We start from the raw sequence: 16,207 nt of genomic DNA on the forward strand, positions 1-16,207 counted from the left end.
TCGGCTCTTCTTTTTGTTCGGGTTGACAGAGGGCTTTGGCGACTGGATGGATTGACAAGGAGCAGAACTGTGATACAATATCTCTGAGGAGGATGGAAGATGAAGAAAATTTTATTAGGACTGGGATTGAGTGTGGCGTTGTTAGCAGGCTGTGGACATAAAAAGACAGAGACGAATTCGAATGCGGCTGACAAGAAAGAAATCAGCAATAATCTGCCTATCATTGATAATGCCAAGCAGCAGGAAGTGATTACTCGGACGCTTGTTTTTCCAAAGGATGAACGAGGAAACCAGCAGAGCCAGACAGTGACTTATCATGGAGAGCATTTTAAACGCTTGGTTATTGAAAGGCTGACTGCGACTGATGATGAGATGAAAGAAGCCATCAAGCAGATGGGGCTGGAGGAAGCGCAGAAGTCGCTCAATGAGTCACTGGAGCAGGATGCAGACTATGTGCAGGCTCGTGGACTTCAAGGCTTTAGCGGTTCAGTGACAATTTTGAATGAGAACGAGCTAAAAATGACTTCCACCTACGACTTTGAGAGTCTGGATATCGAAAAAGCAGCGGCTATGCCTTATTTTCAAAATCTCAAGCTCAAAGAAATGATTAAGCTGACGCCAGAAGAGTACATCAACAATCTCCTGATGAATGGAGCAGAAGAGCAGAAATAAGCTGCTCTTTTTTATTACATTTTAATGACAGAGTGACAATCAGTTTGACATCGCCGTTTTTATAATGATATGATAAAATCAGCTCAATATTGAAGGAGATAAGACATGAGAAAATTAATTGTCTTTTTGCTGGCAGCTTTGGCAATTTTAACAGCTTGCAGTCAGCAGTCAAATAACAGTTCACCCTCACAGGAAGGAGCTGGAAAAGGAGATATTGTCACTAAGTCCTATAAAACTGAGAAGCAATTAGAACATGGAAAAGAAACCAGAATCTTAACCGTCAGCTACAGCGGACAGAAGTATGAGAAGGTTATCCTGCATGTCAGCAAGGCTATTCCTGACAACATTAAAGAAGCTCTGTCAAAACAGGATGTTTCCACTGTGAAGAAGGAAATGCTGTCTTTGATCGAGGAAGCACTGGGTCTGAAAGAGGCGGTGAATATCACCGGTCTTGACTTGAAAACAGATATGACAGCGGAAGAGATTTCTCTGGAGATGACTATCGATCCTGAGAACCTAGACTACGAAGCAGCCAAAAAGCTTCCAAACTACGCGCAGCTGTTTGAGCAGATCGAGACCCTGAGTCCGGAAGAATTGCTGAACAAGTTTAAGGGAAGCGACGGTGTGGAAGTGCCGTCTTCAAATTAGGAAGTTTCCATCCAGTTCTCTGAAGAGAGCTGGATTTTTGCTGGATTTCAGAGTCAGACTTCGGATAAATATTAGCTAAAGCTTATTGAAAAATTAGGAGAATTCGGGTGAATTAAATTTGTGAAAAGCCTATAATTATGCTATAATAGGGATATTCTAAAGAAAGAGGGTGTAATTGTGGGATTTACAGATGAAACAGTACGTTTTAATCTCGATGATTCAAATAAAAAGGAAATTAGCGAGACTTTGACCGATGTCTACAAGTCGCTCAATGAAAAAGGATACAATCCAATCAATCAAATCGTGGGATACGTACTCAGTGGTGATCCTGCGTACGTACCTCGCTATAACAATGCCCGCAATCAAATCCGCAAATACGAGCGCGATGAGATTGTTGAGGAGTTAGTTCGTTATTATTTGAAAGGACAAGGCGTCGATCTCTAATGAGAATTATGGGATTAGATGTGGGCTCAAAAACGGTTGGGGTTGCTATTAGTGATCCTCTTGGTTTTACAGCTCAAGGACTGGAGATTATTCCGATTCATGAAGAAAAGGGCGAATTCGGCCTAGAGCGCTTGGGTGAGCTGGTGAAAGAGTATAAGGTTGATAAGTTCGTTATTGGCCTGCCTAAGAACATGAACAATACCAGTGGACCTCGGGTGGAGGCCAGTCAGGCTTATGGTCAGCGGATTGCTGAGCTATTTGGCCTGCCGGTTGACTATCAGGATGAGCGTTTGACGACGGTGGCTGCTGAGCGCATGCTGGTGGAGCAGGCGGATATTAGCCGCAGCAAGCGCAAGAAAGTTATTGATAAGCTAGCCGCGCAGCTGATTTTGCAGAATTATCTGGATCGAAATTTTTAGAAAAGAAATGAAGGAGACACTAGTATGACACATGATCATAACCATGACCACGAGCATGAAGAGCGTGAATTAATCACCTTGGTTGACGAGCAAGGGAACGAAACTTTATTTGAAATTCTTTTGACCATTGACGGTAAGGAAGAGTTTGGAAAGAATTATGTTCTTTTGATTCCGGCTAATGCGGAAGAAGATGAGAACGGTGAGGTAGAGATTCAAGCTTATTCCTTTACTGAAAATGAAGATGGCACAGAAGGAGACCTGCAGCCAATCCCAGAAGACTCAAATGCTGAATGGGATATGATTGAAGAAGTCTTCAACAGCTTTATGGAGGAGTAAGACTGGCTCTGCCTTGGTCAGGAATGGGCAAGTGCAGGTGAGAGACCGTTTAAACTTGATAGTAGAGGGAAGTAGCCAAGCCTTGGCTCTTTTCCAGCGTGCATTATGATAAACATTAGAAAGAGGAGCGAGTTGCAATTCAGATTTGAATTCTGCTTCGCTGCTCTTTTTTGGGTAAGAAAATGAATGAAATTGAAGAATGGCTGAACAGCCGAATTGGTCTAAACTTTCGTTCGGGTCTAGGGCGGATGCAGCAGGCAGTGACTCTTTTGGGGAATCCTGAGCGGAGCTATCCAACGATTCATGTAACTGGTACAAATGGCAAAGGTTCTACTATTGCCTTTATGCGTCAGCTGTTTGCGGGGCATAGTCGCAAGACAGGAAGTTTTACTTCGCCTCACATGATTAGTATTCATGATCGGATTTGTATCAACGGCCAACCGATTGCTTCAGCTGATTTTATCCGTCTGGGTCAGCAGGTGCAAAAGATAGAGCAAGAACTGCTCAAAAGTCATGACCAGCTGTCCTATTTTGAAATTCTGACTTTGATTGCTTTTCTCTATTTCAAGGAGCAGGAAGTGGATTTGGCCTTGATTGAGGTAGGGATTGGCGGACTCTTGGACACGACCAATGTCATTACGGGAGATATTGCGGTCATCAGCTCTGTGGGCTTGGACCATCAAGAAACTCTGGGAAGGGGCTTAACGGCGATTGCGGAACAAAAGGCAGGGATTTTCAAGACGGGGCGGCCAGCGGTCATCGGGCCGCTGCCAGAGGAGGCACGATTGGTTTGTAAGCAACGAGCTGAGGAGCTGGGAATAGAACTCTATCAGTATGGTCGCGATTTTTCTCTGACGAATCAGTCTTTTTCCAATTCGACTATGACCCTATCCAATCTTGAACTGGGTCTCAAGGGGGGCTATCAGGAGGAAAATGCAGCGCTGGCCCTGCAGGCATTCCTGCTCTTCATGCAGCAGCAAGGCTGGGAAATAGATTCTGCTAGGATTCGGACGGCCTTGCAGGAGACTCGTTGGGCTGGGCGCTTGGAAGAAGTCAGTCCAGGTATCTATCTTGATGGGGCCCATAATCTTCCTGCGCTGCAGAGGTTAGTAGAGTTTATCCAGAGCCAGAATGACAAAGAGTGCCTGCTTCTTTTCGGTGCTCTCAAGCGTAAGGACTATAGCGCTATGCTGGCTTATCTGCGAGAGGCCTTGCCAGATGTTCAGTTGACGGTTACTTCCTTTTCTGATGGAGATTCCCTTGGTCAAGCTGAAGCGGACGGCTTCTTCTACATAGAGGATTATCGGCAACTTATTCAGAATTTTCGGGAGAGGCAAAACGATAATCAGCTGCTTTTCATTACGGGCTCTCTCTATTTTATTGCGGAAGTCAGAGCTTATTTGACAAGTTTATAAATTGACCGCCAGAGTCCCGCTTTGGTACAATAAAGACAGAAGAAAAAGGAGAATACTATGGCAATTTCTAAAAAGTTAATGATTTCAGGTTTAACTGCTGCGGCTGTTTTGGCCTTGACAGCTTGCGGTTCTAATCAGAACCAGACAGCACCTTCCTCTCAGTCTCAGTCAGTCGCTTCCAGCAAGCCAGCAGAGTCTTCGTCGGTAGCTAGCACGTCTAGTGCGGCCAATAGCAGCTCATCAGCTTCTGCATCCTCTTCTGAGCAAGCAGCCAATGGCGAGCTGGATGGCAGCTATCAGACAAGTCATGAAGGCGATCAGCTGACCTTACAGATTTCAGGAACTACTGGCCAGCTGACCAAGGTCGAGCCTGATGGTGATCAGGAAATAGAACAGGTTCAAATTGATGCTACCAACCAGACTATGGTCATTGGGGATGATGTCAAGCGCTATCGCATTGAGGGCAATCAGCTGACTATCGAGGACCTTTCCCAAGAGCCTTATGATGATGACACACTGGTCTTTACAAAACAATGATGAAAAAGCCCTGTCTTGAATAGGGTTTTTCCTTTTATCAGCTGCGGAAAGGGAGTGAAGGTCTGAGGCAGAGCAGTTTTCAAAAGCTGTCATAGTTTTTTCATCGGTCGGAAATGCGGTTTGCATTGATATAAACGTTGTTTTAAGGCGCTTTTACTGCTATACTAGAATATATGCAATGAGATAGGAGAGTGTATGACTTTCAGGAAATTCCGCTTATTAATGTCAAAATACGGTTTCAGCATCATTATTATGCTGCTGGAGCTGGTCTTTGTCTTTGTTGCGTTTTTCTATTTTAATGAGATTGCACCCAACTGGCTGTCAGTGGTCATGATTGTTTTCCTGTATATTGGGACCATTTTAGCCATTGTCAACCGCAATATGCCGCCGGAGAGTAAGGTGACCTGGCTCCTGATTGCTGTGGTACCGGTATTTGGCTTCCTGCTCTATCTGATGTTTGGCGAGCGGCGGCTGTCTAAAAAGGAAATGATCCAGCTGGAAAATATGGACTCTATGAAATTTCGTGAGGACAACAGCTACGATCTTCGTGTCCAGCTGAAAAAGAAAAACAAGTCGGCCTACGGCATTATCAAGTCATTACTGAGTATGGACAATAATGCGGATGTCTATGACGGTACAGCTTCTCGCTATTTTCCCATCGGTGAGGAGATGTTTGAGGCTATGTTGGAGGATCTGCGGGCTGCTGAGAAATTCATTTTTCTGGAATTTTATATCATCGATGAAGGGCTGATGTGGGACAGTGTTCTGGAAATCTTGGTCGAAAAAGCTTCGCAAGGCGTTGAAGTCAAGCTGCTCTATGATGATATTGGCTGCATGGCTACTTTGCCAGGCGATTATACCCGTAAGCTGCGCAAGATGGGCATCGAGGCTTATAAGTTTAACAAGGTGATTCCGCGAATGACGGTATCCTACAACAACCGTGACCACCGCAAGATTTTGGTCATTGACGGTCAGGTTGGCTATACTGGCGGCATCAATCTGGCTGACGAGTATATCAATCATATCGTCCGTTTTGGCCACTGGAAAGATGGCGGTGTCCGCTTGGAAGGTCGGGCAGTCAAGGCTCTGACGCGGCTCTTTCTCATGAACTGGTATATCAATCGTGGGGAAATTACAGACTTTGACAAGTACCATCTGGAAAATAAAGCTGTCGAAGGCAAAGGGCTTTACGTTCCCTATGGCAGCGGGCCTAAGCCTATTTATAAGGATCAGGTTGGCAAAACGGTCTATCAAAATATCATCAGTCAGGCTACGGACTATGTCTACATTACCACGCCTTATCTGATTATTGACTATGACCTGACGGAGGATATTAAGAATGCTGCTATGCGAGGAGTGGATGTCCGCATCGTGACTCCTTTCATTCCGGACAAGAAGCTGATTCAGATTGTTACCCGCGGAGCCTATCCGGATCTGATGGAAGCAGGGGTTAAGATCTTTGAGTACACGCCAGGGTTTATCCACAGTAAGAACGTGGTGGCCGATGATGAATTTGCCGTGGTAGGGACGATTAATTTTGACTACCGCAGTCTGGTGCACCATTATGAAAATGCAGTCCTGATGTATCATACGGAGAGTATCCCAGCTATCAAGGAAGATTTTGAAGCCATTTTTGAGGCTTCTGAGGAAATTCTTCCTGAAAATCTTGATAGCAGCTGGTATCGTCGCTTTATCAAAGAAATCATGCAGCTCTTTGCACCTATGCTCTAATGCCAAGGGGGCAAATTCTGAAGCAATATACAGAAAATCTGAGGCGGAAGTTTTAGATTTTTTGCATGTGCTTTTGTTAATCGTGCTGAGATGTGTTCTTGACATTTTTGCTTTTATGTGGGGGCGGATTTTTGCTCTGTTTTTACGAATGTAAAAAATAAAGGAATTTTTTAAGATGACAATGGAGAAAATTTCCAGTCAGCCGCTTGCTTATGAAACGAGAGAATATCGCTGTTTTCGGGAATTGGAGGAGCTGGCTAGAAGCTATAATGCTCAGAAGAAGGGTCAAGAGAAAGCTGACAGGAGGACAGGAATTTGATATACTAGATGGGACTGATATCAAGGAGAATATTTTATATGCATGATACAACGGAAGAAAAAGTTTTAGAGGTTTCAGAGGAGCAGCTGACTAGGGCTGAAAGGTCTGAGCAAAAAATTACCAATCCAGAGCCGACGCCCTATTTTTTGACGCTCTTGTGCAGTTTGGCTATCAGCCTGCTGAGTGTGGTCAATCCTTTGTTGACCAATCTAGCAACGAATTTACAAAGCCAGAACCTCTATGCCGGCTGGGCCATGACTCAGGGGCAGGTGCCTTATTCGCAAATATATGGGACTAGTGGCCTGCTTTACTATCTGATGGCTTGGACCAGCAGCCTGGCTTTTGGCCAGCTTTTGTGGATGGTCTTTCAGACGCTGGCTCTGTGGCTGGCTGGACTTTTCCTGCACAAGACCTTGGTGCTCTTACAGCCTAAACAGGATTTATCGCGCAGCCTCCTACTGCTCTTTTACCTTCTAGTCTTTGCTCTTGGATTTGGCGGTCTTTACTCTAGTATTTTTGTTCTGCCCTTTATTTTTTGGAATCTATCTTTTTTGGTGCGCTATCTGCAGGATTCAATCAAGGATGAAAAGTTCATTATCTATGGAGCTTTTGGAGCTCTTGCTTTTATGATTGATCCGGTTTCCAGCCTAGTCTTCTACTCTTTGACTGCTCTGGTGCTTTTGGTCTACAATATCGCAGCCAAGCGTGCGGCTCGAGGCTTTTATCAGCTTTTAGCTGGTCTCTTTGGCTTCTCAGTGATTTTTTATCCTATCGGCTACTTTACTGTTGCCAATCAAACCTTTGGTCAGGCTATCAGTCAGGTGACCTATGCTTGGGATTCCATCAGCTTGATTGGCAGTCATAGCCTTTCTAATTTGATTTATTATGGCTTGCTGACGGTTGGTCTAGGTTTTATTTCTGCTTTGGGTGCCAATCTCTTTTCAAGGGAAAAGGGGCAAGCAACCAGCCTGCGCGTCTTGCGCTTTATCGGTCTGCTAGGGCTATTCATTACTGTCTTTGCGGCTTTTATCCTGCCAGATCAGGGCAGTTATCAACTGCTTCCGGCCCTGCCTTTTGCCATGATTCTTTTTGCTTTGTGGTTCAATAAAGGCAAGCAGCAGGCACCAGGGCGTCATCGTCGAGATCGCCGTCGTCCTACGATGTGGACTTCCTATCTCTCAGGCCAGTTCTTTCTGCCACTCTTAGCCATCTTTTATCTGATTGGTTATCCTTTGGTGAATGAGTATATCCTTTCCAGCGGTGTATCTGCTGAAAGAAGTGAGGCGGCTCTGTATATTAAGGAAAAGACCAAGGATGGGGATACTATCTATGCCTGGGACACCTCGGCTAGTCTGTATCAGAAGAGCAGCCGCCTATCTGCTGTCTCTCTCTTGTCTCCAACTTTGTATGTGGGAACGGCTGAAAATCGTTTGGGTCTTCAGAAGGGACTTGAAAACAGCCAGCCCAAGTATATTTTGGTTAACAATGATGTCAAATTGCTATCAGATGTGAAGCAGCTAATTTCCCAAAATTACAAGGAAGCTGACCTCAAACTCGACCATTTCAAGCTTTATCAACTTAAATAGTAAAAAATCAATATGTTGTGTCTAAAGTTAAAAATTAACTTTTTTTCCACAACATATTGATTTTTAATTTTAACGTGTTATAATGAAACTTGTATCGACTTATTTAAAAAATACTGTTCTTTGGATGAACTGCTGTCGGAGATTTCCTATAAATTTCTTGGCAGGTGGCTGGTCTGAAGAGATTTGATTTGTCCTAAGGGCAGAGAAAAGGAAGTGTTCGTGATGATTTTAAGGGAAGAGAAGTTTGAAACTGCTCCAGCGATTTATGTGGAGAAGCGGGATGGCCGCAGAGTGGCTTTTGATGTGTCAAAGATTTATAAGGCTATGGTGCGGGCAGCTCAGGAAGTCGGTCCGCTGAATCCAATGCTGGAAGCCAAGCTAGAAGCTATCACAGACCGCATTGTGGCAGAAATCAGCAGTCGCTTCGCTAAGTATGTCAAAATCTATGAGATTCAGAACATCGTTGAGCATGAGCTTTTGAATGCCAAGGAATATGCCATTGCAGAGAACTACATCACTTACCGCACCCAACGGGATTTTGAGCGCTCAAAAGCGACTGATATCAACTTTACCATCGACAAGCTCCTCAATAAAGACCGCACGGTAGTCAATGAGAATGCTAATAAGGACAGTGATGTTTTCAATACCCAACGGGATTTGACGGCTGGGATTGTCGGCAAATCCATCGGCCTTAAGATGCTGCCGCCTCATGTGGCCAATGCCCACCAGAAGGGGGACATCCACTACCATGATTTGGACTACAGCCCTTATACACCGATGACGAACTGCTGTCTGATTGACTTTGACGGCATGCTGAAAAATGGCTTCAAGATTGGCAATGCAGAAGTAGAAAGTCCTAAGTCTATCCAGACCGCGACAGCTCAAATCTCGCAAATCATTGCCAATGTAGCTTCTAGTCAGTACGGAGGTTGCTCAGCGGACCGAATTGACGAAGTCTTGGCGCCCTATGCTAAGCTTAATTACCAAAAGCATCTCAAGGATGCGGAGCAATGGGTTTTGCCGGATAAGCAGGAAGAGTACGCCTGGGCGAAGACCAAGAAGGACATCTACGATGCCATGCAGTCGCTGGAGTATGAGATTAATACTCTCTTTACCTCTAACGGTCAAACTCCTTTTACCTCGCTGGGCTTTGGTCTTGGGACCAATCGTTTTGAGCGGGAAATTCAGAAGGCCATTCTCAATATCCGCATCAAGGGACTGGGAAGCGAGCACCGCACAGCAATTTTCCCTAAGCTGATTTTCACCCTTAAGCGTGGGCTCAATCTCGAGCCAGGGACGCCTAACTACGACATCAAAGAACTGGCTCTAGAGTGTGCCACTAAGCGCATGTATCCAGATGTGCTTTCCTATGACAAGATTATTGACTTGACCGGATCGTTCAAGGTACCGATGGGCTGCCGTTCTTTCCTGCAAGGTTGGAAGGATGAAAATGGTCAGGAAGTCAACTCTGGCCGTATGAATCTAGGAGTTGTTACTGTCAATCTGCCGCGGATTGCGCTTGAATCCGAGGGGGATCTGGATAAATTCTGGGAACTCTTTAATGAGCGGATGAATATCGCTGAGGACGCTTTGGTCTACCGAGTGGAGCGGACCAAGGAAGCCAGTCCAGCCAATGCACCGATTCTTTATCAGTATGGGGCTTTTGGCCAACGCTTGGGCAAGTATGATCAGGTAGACCAGCTCTTTACTCACCGTCGTGCAACGGTTTCCCTAGGCTATATCGGTCTCTATGAAGTGGCAGCAGTCTTTTACGGCGGTAATTGGGAGACCAATCCTGAAGCCAAGGACTTTACGGTTGCTATTGTCAAAGATATGAAGCGTCGGGTGGAAGAATGGTCCGAGCAGTATGACTATCATTTCTCTGTCTACTCGACGCCATCTGAAAGTCTGACCGACCGCTTCTGCCGTTTGGATACAGAGAAGTTTGGGGTTGTTTCAGATATTACCGACAAGGAATACTATACTAACTCCTTCCACTACGATGTGCGCAAGAATCCAACGCCTTTTGAAAAGCTGGACTTTGAGAAGATTTATCCTGAAGTGGGAGCCTCAGGCGGCTTTATCCACTACTGTGAATATCCTGTTCTCCAGCAAAATCCCAAGGCTCTGGAAGCAGTTTGGGACTATGCCTATGACCGAGTTGGTTACTTAGGTACAAATACACCGATTGACCGCTGTTACAAGTGTAACTTTGAGGGAGATTTCACGCCGACCGAGCGGGGCTTCACCTGTCCAAACTGTGGCAACAGCGATCCCAAGACGGTCGATGTGGTCAAGCGGACCTGTGGTTACTTAGGAAATCCGCAAGCCCGTCCGATGGTTAACGGCCGACACAAGGAAATATCAGCTCGGGTCAAGCACATGAATGGCTCGACTATTAAGTACGAAGGAAATTAAGATGGGAAAGTATCAATTGGACGACAAAGGAAAGGCTCAGGTGCAGCGTTTCCATGAAAAACATTCGCAGGGAGGCAGCGGCAAAAAAGAACGATTGGCCAAACTGCGTCAGCAATTTTTAGAAAAGAACAAGAAAGAATAGAAGTCAGAGTGGGGCGCAAGGCGGTCTCACTCTCTTCGTATCAGGAGGAAGTATGGAACTGAGACGACCGAAGCTAGAAGACAAGGAAAAGATTTTAGAGATGCTGGCCGACTTTGAAGCAGCTGGCAGCCGGCAGGATGGCTTCTTTGGTGGAGTGGATTTTGTCTACGAGGACTGGCTGGAGACGATTCAGCTAGCTGAGGCAGGTCTAGGCTTGCCGCAAGGTTTTGTGCCTTACATCCAACTAATCTCTTTTGCAGCGGATGGTCAGGCTGTGGGCTTTCTCAATCTGCGCTTGCGGCTCAATGACTACTTGTTCCAAGAAGGCGGGCATATCGGCTATAGTATCCGTCCCTCTGCACGTGGGCAAGGATTGGCAAAAGAGCAGCTGCGACAAGGCTTGCAAGTAGCCAAAAATAAAAATATTAAACGAGTCCTAGTGACTTGCGATTGTGATAATGCTGCCAGCCGGTCAGTGATTCTGGCGAATGGCGGGGCTTTAGAGGATATTCGAGGCGGGAAAGAGCGTTATTGGATTGATATAGATTGAGGAAAGCCTATGAAGTTACGACGACCAACTTTGGAAGATAAAGACGCGATTTTAGAGATGATTGCGGAGTTCGATGCAGCAAAATCCTATATGCACGGTGGCATGGGCTCCACTTGGAAGCGAGCAAAGGAATATGAGGATTGGTTGAAAATTGTAGAACGGCAGGAAGATGTGGCAAACTTGCCAGCAGGTTGGGTTCCTGCCATTCAATTTTTATCCTTTGATGAGACTGGCTTGCCTCTGGGCTTTTTAGCCCTACGCCTATCCTTAAATGAGAAATTATTTGTGGAGGGTGGGCATATTGGCTATTCTATCCGGCCAAGTCAACGCAGAAAGGGCTTGGCTAAGTTGCAGCTAGAGCTAGGAATAGCGGAGGCTCGAAAGCAAGGATTGGAACGAGTGCTGATTACCTGCGATGAAGACAACGAAGCCAGTCGTCGCACCATTCTCTCTGCTGGCGGTGTTTACGAAAATACAATCGATAGAAGTCAGCGCTACTGGATAGAGCTAGATGGGGAGGTGTCATGAACAATCCCAAACCTCAAGAATGGAAAAGTGAGGAGCTGAGCAAGGGGCGAATCATTGACTATAAGGCTTTTAACTTTGTAGATGGCGAAGGTGTCCGCAACTCCCTCTATGTCAGTGGCTGTATGTTTCACTGTGAGGGCTGCTATAATGCAGCAACTTGGTCCTTCAACGCTGGCATTCCTTATACCCAAGAGTTGGAGGAGCAGATTATGAAAGACTTGGCGGAGCCCTATGTGCAGGGGCTGACCCTCCTAGGCGGCGAGCCTTTTCTCAATACAGGTATTCTCCTGCCCTTGGTCAAGCGGATTCGGAGAGAGCTACCGGACAAGGACATTTGGTCCTGGACGGGTTACACCTGGGAGGAGATGATGCTGGAAACGGAGGATAAGCTGGAGCTGCTGAGTTTGATTGATATTCTGGTGGACGGCCGTTTTGACCTTACCAAGAAGAATCTCATGCTGCAGTTTCGCGGTTCTTCTAATCAGCGCATTATTGATGTCCAGAAGTCCCTTCAGTCAGGCCAGGTAGTCATCTGGGAGAAGCTCAATGATGGCTTGCAGGCCTATGAGCAAGTTGACAGAGATAAGATGCTTTAAAAAACAAGCAAAATACTGATATAAAAGAGGGTTCACCTCTTTTTCTGTTGCCAAAAACAGTATAAAATATCGGTTTTTCGAGAATGAAGAAGGAATTTACTGAAAATTAATACAGACTGTCCTTTTTTGTCAACAAAATTTGAAAAAAACTAAAATATTTTTAAATATTTTAGTGTATCATAATGCATTTATGATATAATAAAATGTATTTATATCTCAGGGGAGAAAAAGGGAGAATTATGAATCATCATAGGAGAAATGTGCCTGCTTCTAAAAAGGGGAAGAAGCTTAGGCTCTTTAATGCAGCTTTACTGACATTGGTAAGCTTGGTTTCAGGTTTGCTGGTTTTTTCTATATTTAAAAATAATGTTCTGGCGTTTCATCACCTGAACCTTGTTTTGTCTGCTTTTTTGGCGGCTGTTATTTTACTGGCAGCCTTCTTTATATGGAAAAATAAGTTCAAAGTTCTGACCACGGTGCTTTTGTTTGTGACCTTGCTGGTATCTTCAGGAGCCATGTACGGGGTCAAGGAATTGATGGACTTATCTAGAGGTGTGAACTCCACTTCAAATTACTCTGAAATTGAAATGGCCGTTTATGTCCGGGCGGACAGCGATAAATCAGATGTGACTCAGCTGCAGAAGCTGACAGCTCCGACTGAAAATGGAGACAAGGACAATGTAACGGCTCTTCTGGACCACATCAAGAAGACTAAAAAGACAGAGCTCACAGTGGAAAACAGCTCTTCATATATTGCAGCCTACAAGGCCCTCATCAATCAAGAGGCGGAAGCTATTGCCCTCAATAGTTCATTTGGAGATATGCTGGCTTCTCACGATGCTGATTATGCTTCAAAGATAAAGAAAATCTATACTTATAAAATCACCCGTCAAGTAGAGACAGGCAAGCGCAGGGATGATGCCAATGCGGATGTCTTCAATATCTATGTCAGCGGTATTGACACTTATGGGTCTATCTCATCTGTCTCACGCTCAGATGTCAATATCATCATGACGGTCAATCGCAAGACCAAGAAAGTCCTCTTGACTACAACTCCTCGTGATTCTTATGTGGCGATTGCAGATGGAGGGGCTGGGCAGATGGACAAGCTGACCCATGCAGGGATTTATGGAGTAGATGCTTCTGTCCACACGCTGGAAAATCTTTACGGGATTCGCATTGACTACTATGTTCGTCTGAACTTCACTTCCTTCCTCAAGCTAGTAGACCTGCTGGGTGGGATTGATGTTGAAAATGACCAAGAATTTACCAGCCGACATGGTAATCATCATTTCCCAGTAGGGAAAGTCCATATGAACTCAGATCAGGCATTAGGCTTTGTTCGCGAGCGTTACTCCCTTCAGGGTGGTGACAATGACCGCGGAAAAAATCAAGAAAAGGTTATCGAAGCAGTCATTAAAAAGCTGACTTCAACCAGTGCTTTGAAGAACTACAACGAGATTATTTCCGGCTTGCAGGACTCTATCCAGACTAACATGGAGTTGCCTGTTCTTATGAATCTGGTCAATACCCAGCTGGAGTCAGGGGGAAGCTATCAAGTTCAGTCACAAGCCATCAGCGGAAACGGACGCATGGATTTACCATCCTATGCTATGCCAGATTCTAATCTCTACATGATGGAAATCCAACCGGAAAGCCTTGATAATGCTAAGGCAGCGATTCAGCAGGTAATGGAAGGGAAAACACCATGATTGATATCCATTCTCATATTATATTTGATGTGGACGATGGCCCTAAGAATTTTGAGGATTCCAAAAAACTGCTGGAAGAAAGTTATCGACAGGGAGTTCGGACCATCATCTCTACTTCTCATCGCAGAAAGGGTATGTTTGAAACGCCTGAAGAGACCATTAGCGCTAATTTTAAAATGGTAAAAGAACTGGCAGAGCTTGTAGCGCCTGACTTGACGGTTCTCTATGGGGCAGAGGTTTACTACACTAGCGATGTGGCGGATAAGTTGGAAAAGGGGATTTTCCCCAGTCTAGCTGGTACACGCTATGTGTTGATTGAGTTTAGCATGGCGACGCCCTATAAGGACATTCATAAAGGCTTGGCTCAGATTCTGCGCTTAGGTCTAACACCGGTCGTGGCTCATATCGAGCGCTATCACTGCCTGGAAAATGATGAAAAGAAGGTGCAGGAACTCATTAATATGGGCTGCTATACTCAGATTAACAGCTCCAGTGTTCTGAAGCCTAAGCTGCTTGGAGACTCGCATAAATTTATGAAAAAACGGGCTCAGTTCTTTTTGGAGAAGGACTTGGTCCACTTTGTTGCCAGCGACATGCACAATCTAAGTCAGAGACCGCCTTTTATGAAGGAGGCCTTTGACATCGTCGCTAAGAAATACGGTTCCCGCCGGGCAGAAGCCCTCTTTGGCGGCAACCAAGCCTTATTATTGAAAAATGAATTGATTTAGGGGAAAAATGGAAAAACAAGAAAAGCAAATCGTAGAAATCGATATTCTGTCCTTGCTCAGAGCCTTATGGTTGAAGAAATTTACTATCGTATTGGGAGCTGTGCTCTTTTCTTTGCTGGCTTTTGGCTACAGCGTCTTTATTGCTAAGAAAATGTATCAGAGCACCACACGCATCTATGTGGTTAGCCGTCAGAATGAAACGCAGGCAGCTTTGACTAATCAGGACCTGCAGGCGGGTTCATACCTCGTTAAGGACTTTAAGGAAATCATTCTGTCACAGGCGGTTCTGTCACAGGCAATTAGTGAGTTGAAACTGCAAACGTCACCAAGAGAGCTGACGCGTCACATCACCGTTTCCGTTCCGGCGGATACTCGTATCGTTTCGATTACAGTTAAAGATGACAATCCGGAGGAAGCGGCTCGCATTGCCAATGCCTTTCGTAATATCGCCGCTGAGAAAATCATCGAGGTGACAAAAGTTTCTGATGTGACAACTTTGGAAGAAGCAACAGTCCCAGCAGAGCCTTCTTCACCAAATATTCGGCGTAATGTTATCTTAGGATTTTTAGGGGGCAGCGTCCTGATGTCGATCTTTATCATCGCTGTAGAAATCCTGGATGATCGGGTGAAGAAGCCAGAGGACATTGAAGAAGTCATGGGCTTGACGCTATTGGGCGTTATCCCAGATATGAACAGAATGTAAGGGAGAGAAAATGGCAACCTTAGAATTAGTTAGGAAAAAAAGGAACCTTGTCAAACTAACCGAGGAATACTACAATGCTCTAAGTACTAATGTACAGCTGAGCGGCGCCAATATCAAGATGGTCGAAATAAGCTCGGTGACGGCAAATGAAGGAAAGTCTACAACCTCAGTCAATCTCGCGGCCGCCTTTGCCAGAGCTGGTCACAAGACCTTGATGATCGATGCGGATATCCGCAACTCAGTCATGTCCGGTGTGTTTAGCAGTCAGAGAAAAGTATCAGGACTGACGGACTATCTGTCAGGACAGGCTGCCCTGCATGAAGTCATCAACGATACAGATCTGGACAACCTAGATGTGATCTTATCTGGTCCAGTATCACCTAATCCGACGGGGCTTTTGCAAAGCAAGCAGTTTGAAGCGCTTTTGACTGACTTGCGTGTCCGCTATGACTACATCATCGTAGATACTTCACCGATTGGTCTGGTCATTGATGCGGCTATCATCGCTCAGAAATGTGATGCTAGCTTCTTGGTGACACAAGCAGGCCATATCAAACGAAAAGCAGTCATGAAAGCTAAAGAGCAGTTGGAACAAACGGGAACTCCTTTTTTGGGTGTTGTCCTCAATAAATATAACATTGATTTGGAGCGCTATGGTGCCTACGGAACTTATGGGGGATATGGCAGCTATGGCAATTATGGGAAATAGGGAATAAAGAGTTT

The 16,207-nt window shown here is 45.2% G+C and carries 19 protein-coding genes; all 19 read left to right on the top strand.

What is annotated here, in order from left to right; translation table 11 throughout:
* The first annotated feature begins 99 nt into the window (after positions 1-99).
* On the top strand, positions 100-672 hold the full coding sequence (locus O3621_RS02980; protein ID WP_314449611.1) for an SP0191 family lipoprotein: 573 nt from the start codon (positions 100-102) through the stop codon (positions 670-672).
* A 105-nt stretch (positions 673-777) separates the two neighbouring features.
* Positions 778-1,320 carry a hypothetical protein gene (locus O3621_RS02985; protein ID WP_314449610.1) on the top strand — a complete coding sequence of 181 codons (543 nt, stop codon included), beginning with the start codon at positions 778-780 and terminating at the stop codon, positions 1,318-1,320.
* A gap of 177 nt (positions 1,321-1,497) precedes the next feature.
* A complete protein-coding gene (locus O3621_RS02990) occupies positions 1,498-1,764 on the top strand; it encodes an IreB family regulatory phosphoprotein (protein WP_002894075.1) in 267 nt (88 codons plus the stop codon).
* Positions 1,764-2,183, top strand: coding sequence for a Holliday junction resolvase RuvX (gene ruvX, locus O3621_RS02995; protein WP_011837635.1), 420 nt, complete (start codon positions 1,764-1,766; stop codon positions 2,181-2,183). Before O3621_RS02990 ends, ruvX begins: the two co-directional genes overlap by 1 nt.
* 24 nt (positions 2,184-2,207) lie before the next feature.
* Complete coding sequence (locus O3621_RS03000) at positions 2,208-2,519, top strand: DUF1292 domain-containing protein (RefSeq protein ID WP_125352428.1); 312 nt, start codon at positions 2,208-2,210, stop codon at positions 2,517-2,519.
* A 182-nt stretch (positions 2,520-2,701) separates the two neighbouring features.
* A complete protein-coding gene (locus O3621_RS03005; protein WP_125352430.1) occupies positions 2,702-3,934 on the top strand; it encodes a folylpolyglutamate synthase/dihydrofolate synthase family protein in 1,233 nt (410 codons plus the stop codon).
* Between the two features lie 57 nt (positions 3,935-3,991).
* Positions 3,992-4,471, top strand: coding sequence for an SP_0198 family lipoprotein (locus O3621_RS03010; protein ID WP_125352432.1), 480 nt, complete (start codon positions 3,992-3,994; stop codon positions 4,469-4,471).
* A 195-nt stretch (positions 4,472-4,666) separates the two neighbouring features.
* Entirely contained in the window at positions 4,667-6,202 is a 1,536-nt protein-coding gene (gene cls, locus O3621_RS03015; RefSeq protein ID WP_125340243.1) for a cardiolipin synthase, read from the top strand.
* Between the two features lie 175 nt (positions 6,203-6,377).
* Entirely contained in the window at positions 6,378-6,521 is a 144-nt protein-coding gene (locus O3621_RS03020; RefSeq protein ID WP_002899268.1) for a hypothetical protein, read from the top strand.
* 38 nt (positions 6,522-6,559) lie between these two features.
* Positions 6,560-8,107 carry a heme transporter CcmD gene (locus O3621_RS03025; protein ID WP_371513617.1) on the top strand — a complete coding sequence of 516 codons (1,548 nt, stop codon included), beginning with the start codon at positions 6,560-6,562 and terminating at the stop codon, positions 8,105-8,107.
* 222 nt (positions 8,108-8,329) lie between these two features.
* On the top strand, positions 8,330-10,525 hold the full coding sequence (nrdD, locus tag O3621_RS03030) for an anaerobic ribonucleoside-triphosphate reductase (RefSeq protein WP_371513619.1): 2,196 nt from the start codon (positions 8,330-8,332) through the stop codon (positions 10,523-10,525).
* Position 10,526: 1 nt separating this feature from the next.
* Entirely contained in the window at positions 10,527-10,667 is a 141-nt protein-coding gene (locus O3621_RS03035; RefSeq protein WP_002911455.1) for a hypothetical protein, read from the top strand.
* Between the two features lie 52 nt (positions 10,668-10,719).
* The gene (locus O3621_RS03040; protein ID WP_371513621.1) at positions 10,720-11,217 is read left to right on the top strand and encodes a GNAT family N-acetyltransferase; all 498 of its coding nucleotides are present in this window, start codon (positions 10,720-10,722) and stop codon (positions 11,215-11,217) included.
* A 9-nt stretch (positions 11,218-11,226) separates the two neighbouring features.
* Positions 11,227-11,745 (top strand): GNAT family N-acetyltransferase, encoded by a 519-nt coding sequence (locus O3621_RS03045; RefSeq protein WP_371513623.1) that lies wholly within the window; start codon positions 11,227-11,229, stop codon positions 11,743-11,745.
* Positions 11,742-12,341, top strand: coding sequence for an anaerobic ribonucleoside-triphosphate reductase activating protein (gene nrdG, locus O3621_RS03050; protein WP_185760148.1), 600 nt, complete (start codon positions 11,742-11,744; stop codon positions 12,339-12,341). Before O3621_RS03045 ends, nrdG begins: the two co-directional genes overlap by 4 nt.
* Positions 12,342-12,544: 203 nt before the next feature.
* Positions 12,545-14,053 (top strand): LCP family protein, encoded by a 1,509-nt coding sequence (locus O3621_RS03055; protein ID WP_125340250.1) that lies wholly within the window; start codon positions 12,545-12,547, stop codon positions 14,051-14,053.
* Complete coding sequence (cps4B, locus tag O3621_RS03060; protein ID WP_125340251.1) at positions 14,050-14,781, top strand: capsular polysaccharide biosynthesis protein Cps4B; 732 nt, start codon at positions 14,050-14,052, stop codon at positions 14,779-14,781. The genes O3621_RS03055 and cps4B overlap by 4 nt, the downstream gene beginning before the upstream one ends.
* A gap of 7 nt (positions 14,782-14,788) precedes the next feature.
* Entirely contained in the window at positions 14,789-15,484 is a 696-nt protein-coding gene (locus O3621_RS03065; protein WP_002894051.1) for a Wzz/FepE/Etk N-terminal domain-containing protein, read from the top strand.
* Positions 15,485-15,494: 10 nt separating this feature from the next.
* The gene (locus O3621_RS03070) at positions 15,495-16,193 is read left to right on the top strand and encodes a polysaccharide biosynthesis tyrosine autokinase (protein WP_002905547.1); all 699 of its coding nucleotides are present in this window, start codon (positions 15,495-15,497) and stop codon (positions 16,191-16,193) included.
* Positions 16,194-16,207: the final 14 nt, after the last annotated feature.

Origin of the sequence: Streptococcus sp. 20925_1_22 (assembly GCF_041431685.1) — a bacterium.
GTDB lineage: Bacteria > Bacillota > Bacilli > Lactobacillales > Streptococcaceae > Streptococcus.